Annotated in this window: 8 protein-coding genes; 7 read left to right on the top strand and 1 reads right to left on the bottom strand. The window is 36.5% G+C overall.

All coding sequences use genetic code 11. The annotated features are described in order from the left end of the window. Positions 1-42 precede the first annotated feature (42 nt). From AC0L3W_RS10815 to AC0L3W_RS10785, 7 genes are all read left to right on the top strand, one after another. Positions 43-2,067 (top strand): glycosyltransferase family 2 protein, encoded by a 2,025-nt coding sequence (locus AC0L3W_RS10815; protein ID WP_409438912.1) that lies wholly within the window; start codon positions 43-45, stop codon positions 2,065-2,067. A gap of 9 nt (positions 2,068-2,076) precedes the next feature. Continuing rightward, a complete protein-coding gene (locus AC0L3W_RS10810) occupies positions 2,077-3,096 on the top strand; it encodes a glycosyltransferase family 61 protein (RefSeq protein ID WP_409438913.1) in 1,020 nt (339 codons plus the stop codon). Between the two features lie 291 nt (positions 3,097-3,387). Further along, the gene (locus tag AC0L3W_RS10805) at positions 3,388-4,137 is read left to right on the top strand and encodes a hypothetical protein (RefSeq protein ID WP_409438914.1); all 750 of its coding nucleotides are present in this window, start codon (positions 3,388-3,390) and stop codon (positions 4,135-4,137) included. Positions 4,138-4,189: 52 nt separating this feature from the next. Then, positions 4,190-5,947, top strand: coding sequence for a glycosyltransferase family 2 protein (locus AC0L3W_RS10800; RefSeq protein WP_409438915.1), 1,758 nt, complete (start codon positions 4,190-4,192; stop codon positions 5,945-5,947). Then, entirely contained in the window at positions 5,944-6,741 is a 798-nt protein-coding gene (locus AC0L3W_RS10795) for a sulfotransferase (RefSeq protein ID WP_409438916.1), read from the top strand. Before AC0L3W_RS10800 ends, AC0L3W_RS10795 begins: the two co-directional genes overlap by 4 nt. Next, entirely contained in the window at positions 6,741-8,822 is a 2,082-nt protein-coding gene (locus AC0L3W_RS10790; protein WP_409438917.1) for a glycosyltransferase, read from the top strand. The genes AC0L3W_RS10795 and AC0L3W_RS10790 overlap by 1 nt, the downstream gene beginning before the upstream one ends. Positions 8,823-8,999: 177 nt before the next feature. Continuing rightward, the gene (locus AC0L3W_RS10785; RefSeq protein WP_409438918.1) at positions 9,000-10,376 is read left to right on the top strand and encodes an MBL fold metallo-hydrolase RNA specificity domain-containing protein; all 1,377 of its coding nucleotides are present in this window, start codon (positions 9,000-9,002) and stop codon (positions 10,374-10,376) included. A gap of 1,765 nt (positions 10,377-12,141) precedes the next feature. Here the strand turns inward: AC0L3W_RS10785 and AC0L3W_RS10780 are convergent. After that, positions 12,142-13,446 carry an ABC transporter substrate-binding protein gene (locus AC0L3W_RS10780; RefSeq protein WP_409438919.1) on the bottom strand — a complete coding sequence of 435 codons (1,305 nt, stop codon included), beginning with the start codon at positions 13,444-13,446 and terminating at the stop codon, positions 12,142-12,144. Positions 13,447-13,605 lie beyond the last annotated feature (159 nt).

Here is a 13,605-nt window from a genome sequence, read left to right as displayed (position 1 = left end):
ATAAAAAACCAACACTATAAAAATTTATTAAAGGGTAAAACGATGAATATTGCTTTAGTTTCATTTCTTAAAGACGAATCTCCTTACATAATTGAACATTATTTATGGTATAAAAAATTAGGCATTACTACATTTTATTATGTCTACAATAATTGTTCGGATGATAGTGAGCATGTATTAAAATTTTTGAACACAATTGATAGTAATGTCAACTTTGTAGAAAACATAGTAAAAGAAGGGACAAAGCCACAAATTAGTGGGGCTAATACTGTATTTCCTATTATTAAAGCAAACCAAAATATTGATTATGTATTAATGGTAGATATGGATGAGTTCTTAGTCTTAAAGAAAGATAAAAGTCTTCAATCTCTTATTGAAAAGTTTAAAAATCCAGATGTTATCTCTTTCAACTGGGCTATTTTTGGTTCTTCATATGAAACGGACTACAACGATAAGCCGGTAATTAATAGATTTATAAAAAGGGCTTCAGATGATGACGAGGTTAATAGGTCTTTAAAATCATTATGGAAGTTAACTGAAACAGTGAGGGGATTCGGACCTCATAGACCTTTCTTTACTAACGACCAAGATATAACCGATTTAAAGTGGATCGTGCCGACAGAAAATAAAGAAAAATCTAATGTATATTATGAATTTAGAAAAGGTTCATCTCCTTTATCGGAAGGAAAAGCTGCGTTAGATACAGCACAATTAAATCATTATGCAGTTAAAAGCCATGAAGAGTTCATAAATAGAAGAACTCGAGGTAGAGGAATGGGGAAAAAAGGAGTTATAAGACATAATGATGAGTATTTCAAAAGTATGGATAAAAATGAAGTAACTGATGATTTAGCCAAAGAGCAGTTCTCTTCATATATTAGTGAGTATCAAGAAATAAAATCAAAGTATAAAGATTATTTGTCACATCTATCCAAGGTTCAAAACACCGCATCTAAAAGCCTATATTTACACATAGGGTGCCATAAAACAGGATCTAGTTCTCTTCAAAAATCATTATTAAATGCAAAGGAACAACTAAATGAATTAAATTGGGATTTTTTGCATTTAGATAAAGATGGTAACTCATCTAATATTGTTGAATTTGAGCATGATAAGTTGGGGTTGATAACTAGGATTTCCAATAAAATAGATCAACTAATTAATAATGTTCAATATGATAATAATATTATCTCTGGTGAACACCTATCAGCTATAAATAATAAAAAATTGTTACTCAGTTTAAAGAACAAATTAAATAAAGAGTTTTCAAATATTAAAATAGTCGTATATCTACGCAGACAAGATAAATTAGCTTTATCGTTTAAACAGCAGAGCAGTAAAGGAACGAAAAGAAATCAGTTAATATCAAGTGTTTTATGTGGCCATAGCCCTAATGCACTACCGGAATTAACGACTGCTTTATATGAGTACTTAGATTTCAATAAAAAAATAAGCCTTTGGGAAGAGGTATTTGGCGAGGAAAATATAATTATTGCTAATTTTGATGAACTTCATGGTAATGATATATGTTTAGATTTTTCAACTCGTTTGAATTTACAAACTAAATTGGAGAGTTTATTTATTAATGAAGGAGTAAATAGAAGACAAAGCTTGGTGTCTCATAAGTTAATTGAGAATAATGCCCCACCTCATGTGATCAGAAAAATCAGAAAAAAAATAAATAAAGATGATATCAAAGTTATGCCCAATCGAGTAGAAGCTATAAATTTATTTAATCAATTTAAGGCATCAAATGCATTAATTGAAGATAAATATGGCATACACTTCAGTAAAGATTTCAATAAATATCCAGAGAATAGTGATTATTACATAAACAATTCAGATGTAGATTCGATACTTAACCTTTTAATAAATAACCTCAAAGGAGATAAGTTAGAAGATCGTGATGCTACAGTGCTCAGGGATATAGCTTTAGAGCTAGAAAAAGATAATAAAATTGAAACAGCTTTAGTATTAATGGAGATGGCAAAGAAGATAAGGCCAAATGGCTCATTTATAAACAAAAAAATCTCAGAATATAAAACAAAATTGCCATTCTCTAATTAGGAAGTAAAGATGAGAACATATTATAATGTAAAAGTGCTACAAAAAAACTTAATAGAAGAAGAAGGGAAAGTAACTGTACCTGATTTTTATAGAGAAAGAGAGGGTGTGATTGATTATATTAACTACCCGGATGAAGCAGTTCTAAATGTGGTAAATTCCAATAATAACAGTATAGAAACAATTAAAGGTAAAAGCTTTTTTGGTGGCTATTTGTATGCTCATTATGGTCATTTTATACTCGAGTCTTTATCTAGGCTATCTAATTATAATGGTGAAGAAAACATTATTTGGGTTGGTAACACTAAATATAGAAAAAAGTTTCAAGATTTAATATTTAAACACCTTGGTTTAGAAAATGTTAATCATATTTTTGTTCAGGAAACAATTGAGTGTGAAGAACTTACTGTAACGGATAGAAACTATATTATATGGTCTAAATTTACAAAAAATCATTATTCATACCTAAGTAGAAATAGTGAAGAAAACTCTAAATACTCCAATAAAAAAGTATGGCTAAGTCGTTCTGGTTTTAATTCATATGCAAACGAAAACATTATCGAAATACTATTATCATTTAGAGGTTGGGAAATTATCCAATTAGAAGAGCTGAGTTTTCAAGAGCAAATATCTGTCTTTAATTCTGCTAAGCAAATTGCTGGAGTTGAAGGAACTGCGTTTCATAACATGGTGTTTTCTAAAAACGTAATAGATGAAATTCATATATTTAAAAGAAAAGGGAAAGAAATTAACGGCAATTACTTTTTAATTAGTGATGTCGTAAATAAAAATCATAAGTTTCACTCTCCTGAAAAGAAACCATCTGGAGAAGTAAATATATGTGAAGTATTTGAATGTCTAGGGGATAAACTGAATGATAATGATATAAATGTCATAAATTATATTAGTAGAGTAAAAAAAGATAGCAAAAAAGGTTTAGTGAATAAAGTAAAGCAGATAGAGCTGCAAACTAAAGACAGGTACAAGAATCTATCAAAAGACTTGAGAGGGATAATTAAAAAATATGAATGAAGGTAAAGGTAATAATTGCTCTCGGAATGGAATAAATCACATTATTTTTATGTAATATAAAAGGTGTTTGTAAAGTAGTTTGGACAGTGTTGGTGTTGCTTTCTATTAATGTGATATATCTAACTTCCAGTTTTCCTTAATAAATTAACAGCTCTGGAAATGTAATTATTTTTCATTAGGGAAACTTCTAGAGTGATTACTTTCTGAATTTAGCTATATCATTGATAAACATTAATATTTACAGTTAGAGAGTAATTACTTGCAGAATTTAAGAGGTTAGTAAGGTAAATTATGAAAATATTGGTATTTGGTGATAGCCACAGTCAGCTTCTAAAATTATCTGACGAAATGAAAGAAATCTACCCAAGTTTTAAAAAAATTGCATGTGAAGTCGTTTCTTTATCTGGTGCAACAATTTCTGGTTTTGGTAAAAGAAAAAGCTCTTTGAATAGCCGTGAAGTTTTTATTAGGAAGGTTAATCAGTTTAAACCAGATGTTTTATGTTTTGCTTTAGGGCAGGTTGATGTTGAACTAGGGTATTATTACAAAAAAGTTGTAAAAGGCGATGATATTGATTTTCATACTTTTGCATCTGAACTTGTAGAAACATACATAAACAATACTATTACTTTAGTTAGTGAGTTAGGGATTGATGTAAATAACGTTATTTTTAAAGGTATTAATTTATCTGTGTTAACAAATAGTCGAGTGAAGGCCGTTAATTATACTTCTAGGATCATTACTGAAAATATAACTGATAGCGCAAGTATTCTTGAATATAAGAAAAAACTGAATGCGGCTTTCCCATCGAATTTAGAAAGATCTTATTACCATTTGAAGTTTAATAAGGCCTTACAGGACACTGCTGTTACTTCTGGTATGAAATACTTTGATATTAATTATTTGGTAGAAGATAAAGATAACAAAGGGTTAGTCGATTTGAAGTATATCCCCGCAGGACAAGATCACCATTTAGTTGATTCACTATATATTAGGTCATTACATATTAAGCAATTATTGCATGGTATGTTGCCACTCTAATAATGAATCATATTATTGGTAACTCTCTATAGTTTTCTTACACGGATGTCTGATGTTTAGTAAATATTTCATGCCTCTTCGTCAACAACTACGAAAAATAGACTGGCTTGCTCGTTTATACCGAAAGTATTTTATGAAACTCCCCCTTGATGGGGGGTATTCTGAAATCCAAACAGCACAAAATAGTTTGCTATCTGCTATTAACATTGTACGTTACCAAACGTGCTTTTCAATTATTGTACCAACCTATCAGCCTGAGCTTCGTTTATTTAAAGAGATGGTTGCTTCCGTTATTGGGCAACGCTATCGCCATTGGCAGTTGGTGATTGTTGATGATGCCTCTCAAGATGCTGCATTAACGGATTACCTTGATTCATTGGTTGATGACACGCGTATTAATGTTATTCAACGTTTTGACAATGGCCATATTTCAAAAGCCTCTAATGATGGTTTAGCCGCTGCTATTGGTGATTATATTGTGTTATTGGATCATGATGACCTGTTACATTGTGATGCCTTGTCTGCGATGGCGGAGGCTATTCATAATAATCCTCAAGCCAAAGTGTTTTATAGTGATGAAGATAAGATTACTGAAAAAGGTGAACGTGTTTTGCCGCACTTTAAGCCACAGTGGAATCGAGATTTATTATACTCAATGAATTATGTCTCTCACCTTGGTGTTTATCAGAGAGAGCTAGTGGAATCTGTAGGTGGGTTTCGAGTTGGCTTTGAAGGTAGTCAAGACTATGATTTGTTATTACGCTGTCTTGCTAAGTGCAATGACCAACAGATAGTGCATGTGCCCTATGTGTTATACCATTGGCGGGCTATTCAAGGTTCTACTGCTTTGGCTGAATCTGAAAAATCATACTCTGCTCAAGCTGGGTTAAAAGCTTTACAGGATGCGTTAGCTGGTCAAGTTACTTCTGTTGAATTCGGTAAACTTGCTAATACTTATAAAGTGAATTGGCCAATTCCTGATCCGCAACCTTTAGTGTCAATTATTATCCCTACCAAGAATGCTAAAAAGTTAGTTAAGCAGTGTATTAACTCTATTTATAAAAAAACCTTATATCCTCATTTTGAGATTCTATTGGTGGATAACCAATCTGATGAACTTGATAGTGTCGATTACTTCAATGTACTTGAAGCGGAAGGTAAGGTTAGGCTTATTTCATACGATAAGCCTTTTAATTATTCTGCGATTAATAATTATGCGGTCACACAAGCGAAAGGCGATTTATTAGTGTTAATGAACAATGACATTGAAATATTGTCTGAGCCTTGGTTAACGGAGATGGTGGTAAATATGAGCCGCCCTGATATTGGTTGTGTCGGTGCTAAACTTTATTATCCTGATGGTAATTTACAACATGCTGGTGTGATCACCGGGTTAGGTGGGGTTGCTGGGCATTCTCATAAGTATTTCCCAAAAGGGCATGATGGTTATTTTAAACGCTTGAAGGTTACTCAAAATTTATCGGCTGTGACAGCGGCTTGTTTAGCGGTACGCAAAGATGTATTTGAACAGGTTGGTGGACTAAATGAACAGCATTTAACCATTGCCTTTAATGATGTAGACTTGTGCTTGAAGGTTCAACAGGCTGGTTATCGAAATTTATGGTCACCTTATATTGAAATGGTGCACCATGAGTCTATTAGTCGTGGTACTGAAGATACACCAGAGAAACAAGCACGCTTTGCGAGTGAAGTGAATTATATGAAAAAAACATGGGGTGAGCCTTTGTTAAACGACCCTTGTTATAGCCAATGGTTAACATTGGATAGAGAAGATTTTACTCTACGATGAACACTAAAATATTCCAAATTGGTTTTAATAAGTGCGGTACGTTAAGCATTCATGACTTCTTAGTGGCAAATGGTATTCGCTCTGTGCATTATATGAAAGGGCAATTAGCGAATACTATTTTTAAGAATTATGATAATGGGGATGATTTATTAAAAGGGTTAGATGATTATGATGCTTTCTCTGATATGGAGTCCTTAACGCCTGATGGTTTTCAATATGTTGCTAATGATCTGTTTAAAGTTCTACACCGCTCTTACCCTGACGCTGTTTTTATTTTAAATACACGGCCCGTTGATGACTGGATAAACAGTCGATTAAGACATGGTGGCGGGAGTTATTTAGACCGTTATCGTTGTATTTTAGATAAACCTAAAGCAGATATTATTGAGGTTTGGCACAAGCAATACCACCAACATGTGACTAATGTGTTGAGCTATTTTTCTGAATACCCTGATGCACATTTTATCCATTTAGATTTAGCTAGCTGTCAACCAGATGATTTAGGTCACTTTTTACAGAAAGCTGGTGTTCCTTTAACCCAGCTAAGTCTACCTCATGCACATAAATCCCCCGGAAAAAAGTTACCTGAGAAAAAGCAACAATTAAGCAAGTTATTAGATGCAGCTTGGTATTTTAAGGGTGATGAAAGTGATATCAGCCAATCTTTATTATTAGCTGCGTTAAAAGTTGATCCTACTAATATTTATGTTAAATATGAGCTAAACAACAAGAAGCTTTCTTTAGTAAAAGGTTGGAGTAGGAAGATGAAATTTATTTTTGGTGATAATCAATAATGTTTAAAAAAATGGTAAGTAAAATTCAACATAGTGTACAAGGACGTTCTGAGCCTAAGGCATTTATCGATTATCAAAAAAAGGGACTGGTAGACAGTGATCAATTGTCACTTGATGCGATAAAAGAAAACTTAATGTGGTTTAAGCGTCGCACTGGTTTAACTTCTGAACAGGGCAACTATTTACAAGCTTTAATTATTGCGGCAGAGCAACATTACCCTGTTCAAACATATCAATTATTAACTTTTTTTCGTTACTTTCAGCCTACTGCCGCTGTTGATTTTATTAACTTGCCTTTATTAGAAAAAGCGACGTTAGATAATATAAAAGTAGGTGTTGCGGTAATTACTTATAATCGCCTTGAGCGACTACAAGATAACATTAAACAGATTAATGCTTTCTCTAATAAAGAGACTGTATTAGTGGTTGCCGATGATGGCAGCCAAGATGGTACTAAAACTTGGTGTGATGAAAATGGGGTTACTTGTATTAGTCTGAGTAATTCAGGAGTAGTCGCTAATAAAAACCGTGCGCTTTATTTTTTACATGAAGTTGAACAGTGTGATGTGAGCATTTTACTAGAAGATGATTGTAAACCTATTGCTCAAGGCTGGGATGCAACATGGGCATTAACGGCTTTAACATGGGGCCATGTTAATTTTGCACATAAGCGAGTTATTGGTGATACTAAGTTAATAAAAGGAACGGGTAAAATATACTCTCCATATGTTTCTAAATCAGTGACTGGACAATGTACTGCGACGAGTTTAAGCGCTTTTCAGAAAGTGGGATATTTGAACCCTGTTTTTAAAGGTTATGGTTGCGGCCATGTTGAATGGACTCAGCGTTTTATTAATCAAGGTTTTAATGGTTTAACTGATAGCCATGCTAGCTTTCCTTGTATTAATACTGGTTTGCTTTCAGAGGATGCGCCAACGCATAAGAGTGAAGAGGATATTCAACGTAATCAAGCTATTAAGTCATCATTAAAAGGCAAACAAGGGTATGTTTACCCTTGGACAACTGAGCAAGAACGGTTGGCTTTTATTGATGTTGTCAAAAATGCCAAAAATGTAACCAAGAGTATCTGTTCGGCAAATAGTTTAGTCAGGGAGTTAAGTGACGAAGAAAAAAATAATAACTTTTTCTTTATTCATATCCCTAAAACGGCAGGTACTAGTTTTAGAAGGGCCTTAGAAGATAAGTTTGTTGTGCTGGGTGATTATGGTGATAAGTCCAAACATACTGCGAAACAGATACAAAGCGCTATCTATAGGGATAAATCACCTTTTGCATTTAAGAATGAGTTAAAGGCGATGCAAAATACTTGGGTAACGGGGCATGTTAGTTTTCCACGTTATTCAGATATGGTTTCTGCTCGTCATATTATTGCTTTTGTGCGCGATCCTGTTGAACAAGTGATTTCTCATTTTAACCATTATGTGACGTATCATGGTTTTAAAGGTGATATTGAGCAATTTTTAAAACGTCCTGCAGCCTCTAACTTCCAGCGTAAGAATTTGAATCCAATGCCGCTTGGGTTAATTGGTTATATTGGTTTAACGGATTGTTATGATGAAAGTATTGATTTGATCAATGGGTATTACAATCTTAATTTAGCTGTTAAAAATGCTAATGTAAATGGTAAAAAAACCATTGAAAAAGAGGCTATTTCAGTTGCATTGAGAAAGAAGATTAGCGAACAGAATAAGCAAGATATTGAGTGTGTGAAACAAGTTCGGTTCCTACATAAACAACGCATTAAATTAAGCCAAGAAAATAAACAGTGGGTTTATAGTCATTTTATGATTAATCCTAATAATGTGTTGATCGGTTGTGCCTATTATAGTCACTCTGAAAAGCCTGTTGAGTTTGAGGTCTTGTGTAATGGTGAGGTGATTGAAACTGTGGTTGCTGATGGGTTTTATGGTGGCCAACCTAAAGTTAACTTCCCGCGTGAGCGTTATATTGGTGTTCATGTTGCTTTATCTGCTCATTGTAAAAAGGGCGATAAGGTTGAGGTGTTTGCCAAGGAAACGGGTCAGCAATTGACCTATAAATCTTTGACTATTAAAAAGTAGATTTTATTTCTTCACATTGATTAAGGCACTAAGCTGATAGTACGCTGATTTAGTGCCTTTGATTCCTTCATTTTGTTTTCCCTCTCATTTACTTCTCATTTTAACTAAGCCCTTTTTGTATTTAACATGATGTGAACCATACTCTTTGCAATACTTTTGAGAAGGAGGGGAACGAATATGGATATTCTTCATCATGGTGCGGTTAATGGTGTGACGGGGTCTTGTCATCAGTTGATGATTGACGAACGTAATAGTGTGTTGGTGGATTGTGGTTTGTTCCAAGGTGCTGAAACCTCCGGGCGAGGTGACGATGACCTTTTATCTATTGAGTTTGATATTAGTACGGTGCAAGCTTTGTTGGTGACGCATTGTCATATTGACCATGTTGGACGTTTGCCTTATTTGCTGGCGGCTGGTTTTAGTGGGCCTATTGTTGCCACGGAAGCGACGGCTGCGTTGTTGCCTATGGTGATTGAAGATGCATTGAAAGTAGGTGTGACGCGTAATCAATCGATCATTAAGGCTTGTTTGTCGCGTTTACAAGCTCAGTTGGTTGCAGTGCCTTATAAACAATGGTTTGCATTGAAGTTGGTAGGGGATGTTAGAGCTAAAGTAAAATTCCAACCTGCGGGGCATATTCTTGGCTCTGCTTATATTGAAGTTGATGTTAAACCTGTCGCTGAGGTATCTAGTCGTGTTGTTTTTTCTGGTGATCTCGGTGCGACTTATTCTCCTTTGTTAGCTTCACCTAAAAGCCCTTATAAAGCTGATGTGGTGGTGATTGAAAGTACTTATGGTGATAAAAATCATCAAGGGCGTCGAGATCGTGCTAAGAGTTTAGAGAGGGTGTTAATTAAGGCGATTAGTGATAATGGCGTGGTGATTATTCCTGCTTTTAGTATTGGTCGTACTCAAGAGTTGCTTTACGAATTAGAGCAGATTACGGCTAGGGCTAAGTTTAAGAAGCTAGCGGATATTGAGGTGATCGTGGATTCGCCGATGGCAGCTAGGTTCACTGAGCATTATAAAGCTTTTCAAACGTTGTGGGATGCAGAAGCGAAAAGACGAGTGAAGCAGGGAAGGCAACCGCTTAATTTTGATGCTTTGTATACGGTGGATTCGCACCAAGAGCATATGCAAGTGGTTGAGTATTTGGCGAATCGTAATAAACCAGCAATTGTGATTGCGGCCAGTGGTATGTGTAGCGGTGGCAGGGTGGTAAATTATTTGAAACGCTTTATTGGTGAGCCAACCGCCGATGTGTTGTTTGTGGGATATCAAGCACAAGGAACGTTAGGGCGTCAGATTCAGCAATATGGACCAAGCGGCGGTTATGTATTTATTGACGGTGATAAGCGAGATATAAAAGCAGGCGTGCATACTATTTCCGGCTATTCAGCACACGCAGATCAATCTAACCTAGTTAATTTCATTAAACGTATACGCAAAGGCCCTGCAAAAGTAGTAATAGTACATGGTGATAACGAAGCAAAGCAGGCATTGAAAGCCAAGTTGCATGAGTTAGATGATGAGATGGTTGTGGTTATTCCGTGATGGGGTGGGGTCTATGCATTTTTCGGGGCGCTGACTTTAGTCTGCAGTGTTTTGTGTGTGTTGATTTGACCCTGGAGTGCTGACTTTACTCTGCAGTGTTTTGTGTGTGTTGGTTTTGACCCTGGAGTGCTGACTTTAGTCTGCAGTGTTTTGTGTGTGTTGATTTGACCCTGGGGCGCTGACTTTAGTCTGCAGTGTTTTGTGTGTGTTGGTTTTGACCCTGGAGTGGTGACTTTAGTCTGCAGTGTTTTGTGTGTGTTGGTTTTGACCCTGGAGTGCTGACTTTAGTCTGCAGTGTTTTGTGTGTGTTGATTTGACCCTGGGGCGCTGACTTTAGTCTGCAGTGTTTTGTGTGTGTTGGTTTTGACCCTGGAGTGGTGACTTTAGTCTGCAGTGTTTTGTGTGTGTTGGTTTTGACCCTGGAGTGCTGACTTTAGTCTGCAGTGTTTTGTGTGTGTTGATTTTGACCCTGGAGTGCTGACTTTAGTCTGCAGTGTTTTATTTTGTGTGTTGATTTGACCCTGGGGCGCTGGCTTTAGCCTGCAGTGTTTTGTGTGTGTTGATTTTGACCCTGGAGTGCTGACTTTAGTCTGCTTGTTTTATTTTGTGTGTTGATCTTGGTTTATTGTTTTATAGGAAAGCGATATAGAAACTTTAACCATTAACACAAAAAGATCTGCAAGCTAAAGCATGCGCCCCGAAATCAAGCTTTGCTTGATAGCTGCCGCTTCTCATTTGTGTTTATTTCTTAATTCAACGAAACAATTGTAGTTTTATTATTTATGTTATCTATAAAAGTGACTAAACATGTATTGACCCTGGGGCGCTGGCTTTAGCCTGCTTGTTTTGACTTTAATGTTTTATGTTGTGAAATGCATGTTGGTTCGCTTTGCTCATTGTGCTTAATCGTTGTATGCGATGACTCGCATACTGTCAGGCTGAAGCCAGCGGCCCGGATATCAGACTTCGTATGATAGCTATCGCTACTTTCCTGTGTTTTTTGTGGTTATTGCGGGGCATCTTTTGAGGACTATCGATATCAATGAAAACTACGACACATCTTTTCGGGGCGCTGACTTTAGTCTGCAGTGTTTTATTTTGTGTGTGTCGACTTTGGGGTTATTACTTTGTAATTGAAAAGATAGAAAAACCTAAAAAAACAACACAAAAGATCTGCAAGCTAAAGCATGCGCCCCGAAATCAAGCTTTGCTTGATAGCTGCCGCTTCTCATTTGTGTTTGTTTTTTAATTCAACGAAACAATTATAACTTTATTATTTATGTTATCTATAAAAGTGACTAAACATGTATTGACCCTGGGGCGCTGGCTTTAGCCTGCTTGTTTTGACTTTAATGTTTTATGTTGTGAAATGCATGTTGGTTCGCTTTGCTCATTGTGCTTAATCCTTGTATGCGATGACTCGCATACTGGCAGGCTAAAGCATGCGCCCCTAATATTAGATTTCACCTGATTGCTATCGCTATTTACGTGTATTGAACACAAAAACTGCAGGCTGAAGCCAGCGCCCCTAATATTAGACTTCACCTGATTGCTATCGCTATTTACGTGTATTGAACACAAAAACTGCAGGCTGAAGACCTGCGCCCCTAATATTAGACTTTGTCTAATTGCTGTCGCTGCTTGCTTGTGTTTATTTGTGGGTATTACGAAGTGTTTTTACTAATAGTTTAGTTGTTTTCAAGTGTGGTTGTGTGAAAAGCATGGTGTTGTATTTGACGCCATGCTTTCTGATTGTTGCTGGTGGTTAGTAGCCGGCTCGGCGCATTTCGCGTAGGGCGATTTTTTGGCTGCTGTCTAGGGCTTGTTCTACGCTGATTTTTCCTTGTAGTGCCTCGGTGATTTTTTGTCCGGCGAAACCTGCTATCGATACAAACTCAGGGATAGGTACAAATTGTACGCTTGAGTATGGTGATGGGTAGAGGGTGTTGTTGTTCGGGTCGATGCCGTTTAATGCGGCTAACTCGGCTTTAGCAAAATCGCCAACGGCGTTAATGTAACTTGAGTTCTTGTAGGTTGAAGAACGGGTGCCGGTTGGGATGTTTGCCCAGCCATTTTTATCTGCAACTTTCTTAATATATTCTTTAGAAGTTGCCCAGCTAATAAACTTCTTCGCGGCATCAACGTTGTTAGAGGCTTTAGGGATTGCTAATGACCAAGACCATAACCAGCTAGCTCCACGAGTAGTCACTTGGTATGGCGCTTCGGTATAAGACCATAACTCAGAGTATTTACTTTGTTTTTCATCCATTAAAAAAGAGGCTGCAATTGATGCATCTACCCACATGGCACATTTACCATCGCGAGATAATGAGAGTATTTCAGTAAAGCTATTTTTATCTGGATTCGGTGGCCCGTAGTTGTTAAGTAAATCAACATAGAAGCTCACTGCTCTGTTCCACGCTGGGCTGTTAATTTCTGGTTGCCAATCCATGTCAAACCAACGTCCACCAAAACTATTAGCGATGGTCGAGACTAAGGCCATATTATCGCCCCATCCTGGTTTACCTCGTAAACAGATTCCATACATGTCGTTATCTGGATCGTGTACGGCTTTGGCTGCTTTTTCAATGTCAGTCCAATTTGGTCTGCTTTTAAATTCAATATTCGCTTTTTTCAGAATGTCTTTACGGTACATCAACATTGAGCTTTCGCCGTAGAACGGGGCTGCGTAAAGTTCGCCTTGATAAGATAGGCCAGATTTGATTGCAGGCAGTAGATCGTTCTCATCGTAACTTGCTTCGGGTTTTAGCGGAATTAACCAGTTACGTTGTGCCCAAATGGGTGCTTCGTATAGACCGATAGTTACTACATCATAATGGCCGCCAGCCGAGGCGATATCCGCAATGGCACGCATGCGTAAACTACCTTCATTGTAGATATGCCATTTTAGTTTGATGTCTGGGTTATTTTTTTCAAACTCTGGAGTGAGGGCTTTCATCTCCATCATATGGGCGTTATTTACCGTAGCGATATTTAGGTCGACTGATAATACATTGGCACTGAACCCCATGGCTAAAAGGCTAAGTATAAAGGTAGAGGTTTTTTTCATTATGTTTCCATCCTGGAAGTGTTATGCACAAACTAAGGTGGATAGTTTGTTCAATTAACAAAATAATAGCACTGCTATTGTAAATTCAAAGCTTAAAAATAGCGCAACGTGTGTTTATTCACAGCTTCTTATTCAGAGTTTTAGTATAATACCCGCGAT

This window comes from Psychromonas sp. KJ10-5, from assembly GCF_055808325.1.
The sequence above is the reverse complement of the archived record's forward strand: the minus strand, read 5'-3'. Positions and strand labels throughout refer to the sequence as shown.

Bases quoted from the DNA above. Each gene is read 5' to 3' on its own strand.
- AC0L3W_RS10795 (WP_409438916.1), top strand. From the start codon at position 5,944: ATGAACACTAAAATATTCCAAATTGGTTTTAATAAGTGCGGTACGTTA.
- AC0L3W_RS10785 (WP_409438918.1), top strand. From the start codon at position 9,000: ATGGATATTCTTCATCATGGTGCGGTTAATGGTGTGACGGGGTCTTGT.
- AC0L3W_RS10800 (WP_409438915.1), top strand. From the start codon at position 4,190: ATGTTTAGTAAATATTTCATGCCTCTTCGTCAACAACTACGAAAAATA.
- AC0L3W_RS10810 (WP_409438913.1), top strand. From the start codon at position 2,077: ATGAGAACATATTATAATGTAAAAGTGCTACAAAAAAACTTAATAGAA.
- AC0L3W_RS10815 (WP_409438912.1), top strand. From the start codon at position 43: ATGAATATTGCTTTAGTTTCATTTCTTAAAGACGAATCTCCTTACATA.
- AC0L3W_RS10790 (WP_409438917.1), top strand. From the start codon at position 6,741: ATGTTTAAAAAAATGGTAAGTAAAATTCAACATAGTGTACAAGGACGT.
- AC0L3W_RS10805 (WP_409438914.1), top strand. From the start codon at position 3,388: ATGAAAATATTGGTATTTGGTGATAGCCACAGTCAGCTTCTAAAATTA.
- AC0L3W_RS10780 (WP_409438919.1), bottom strand. From the start codon at position 13,446: ATGAAAAAAACCTCTACCTTTATACTTAGCCTTTTAGCCATGGGGTTC.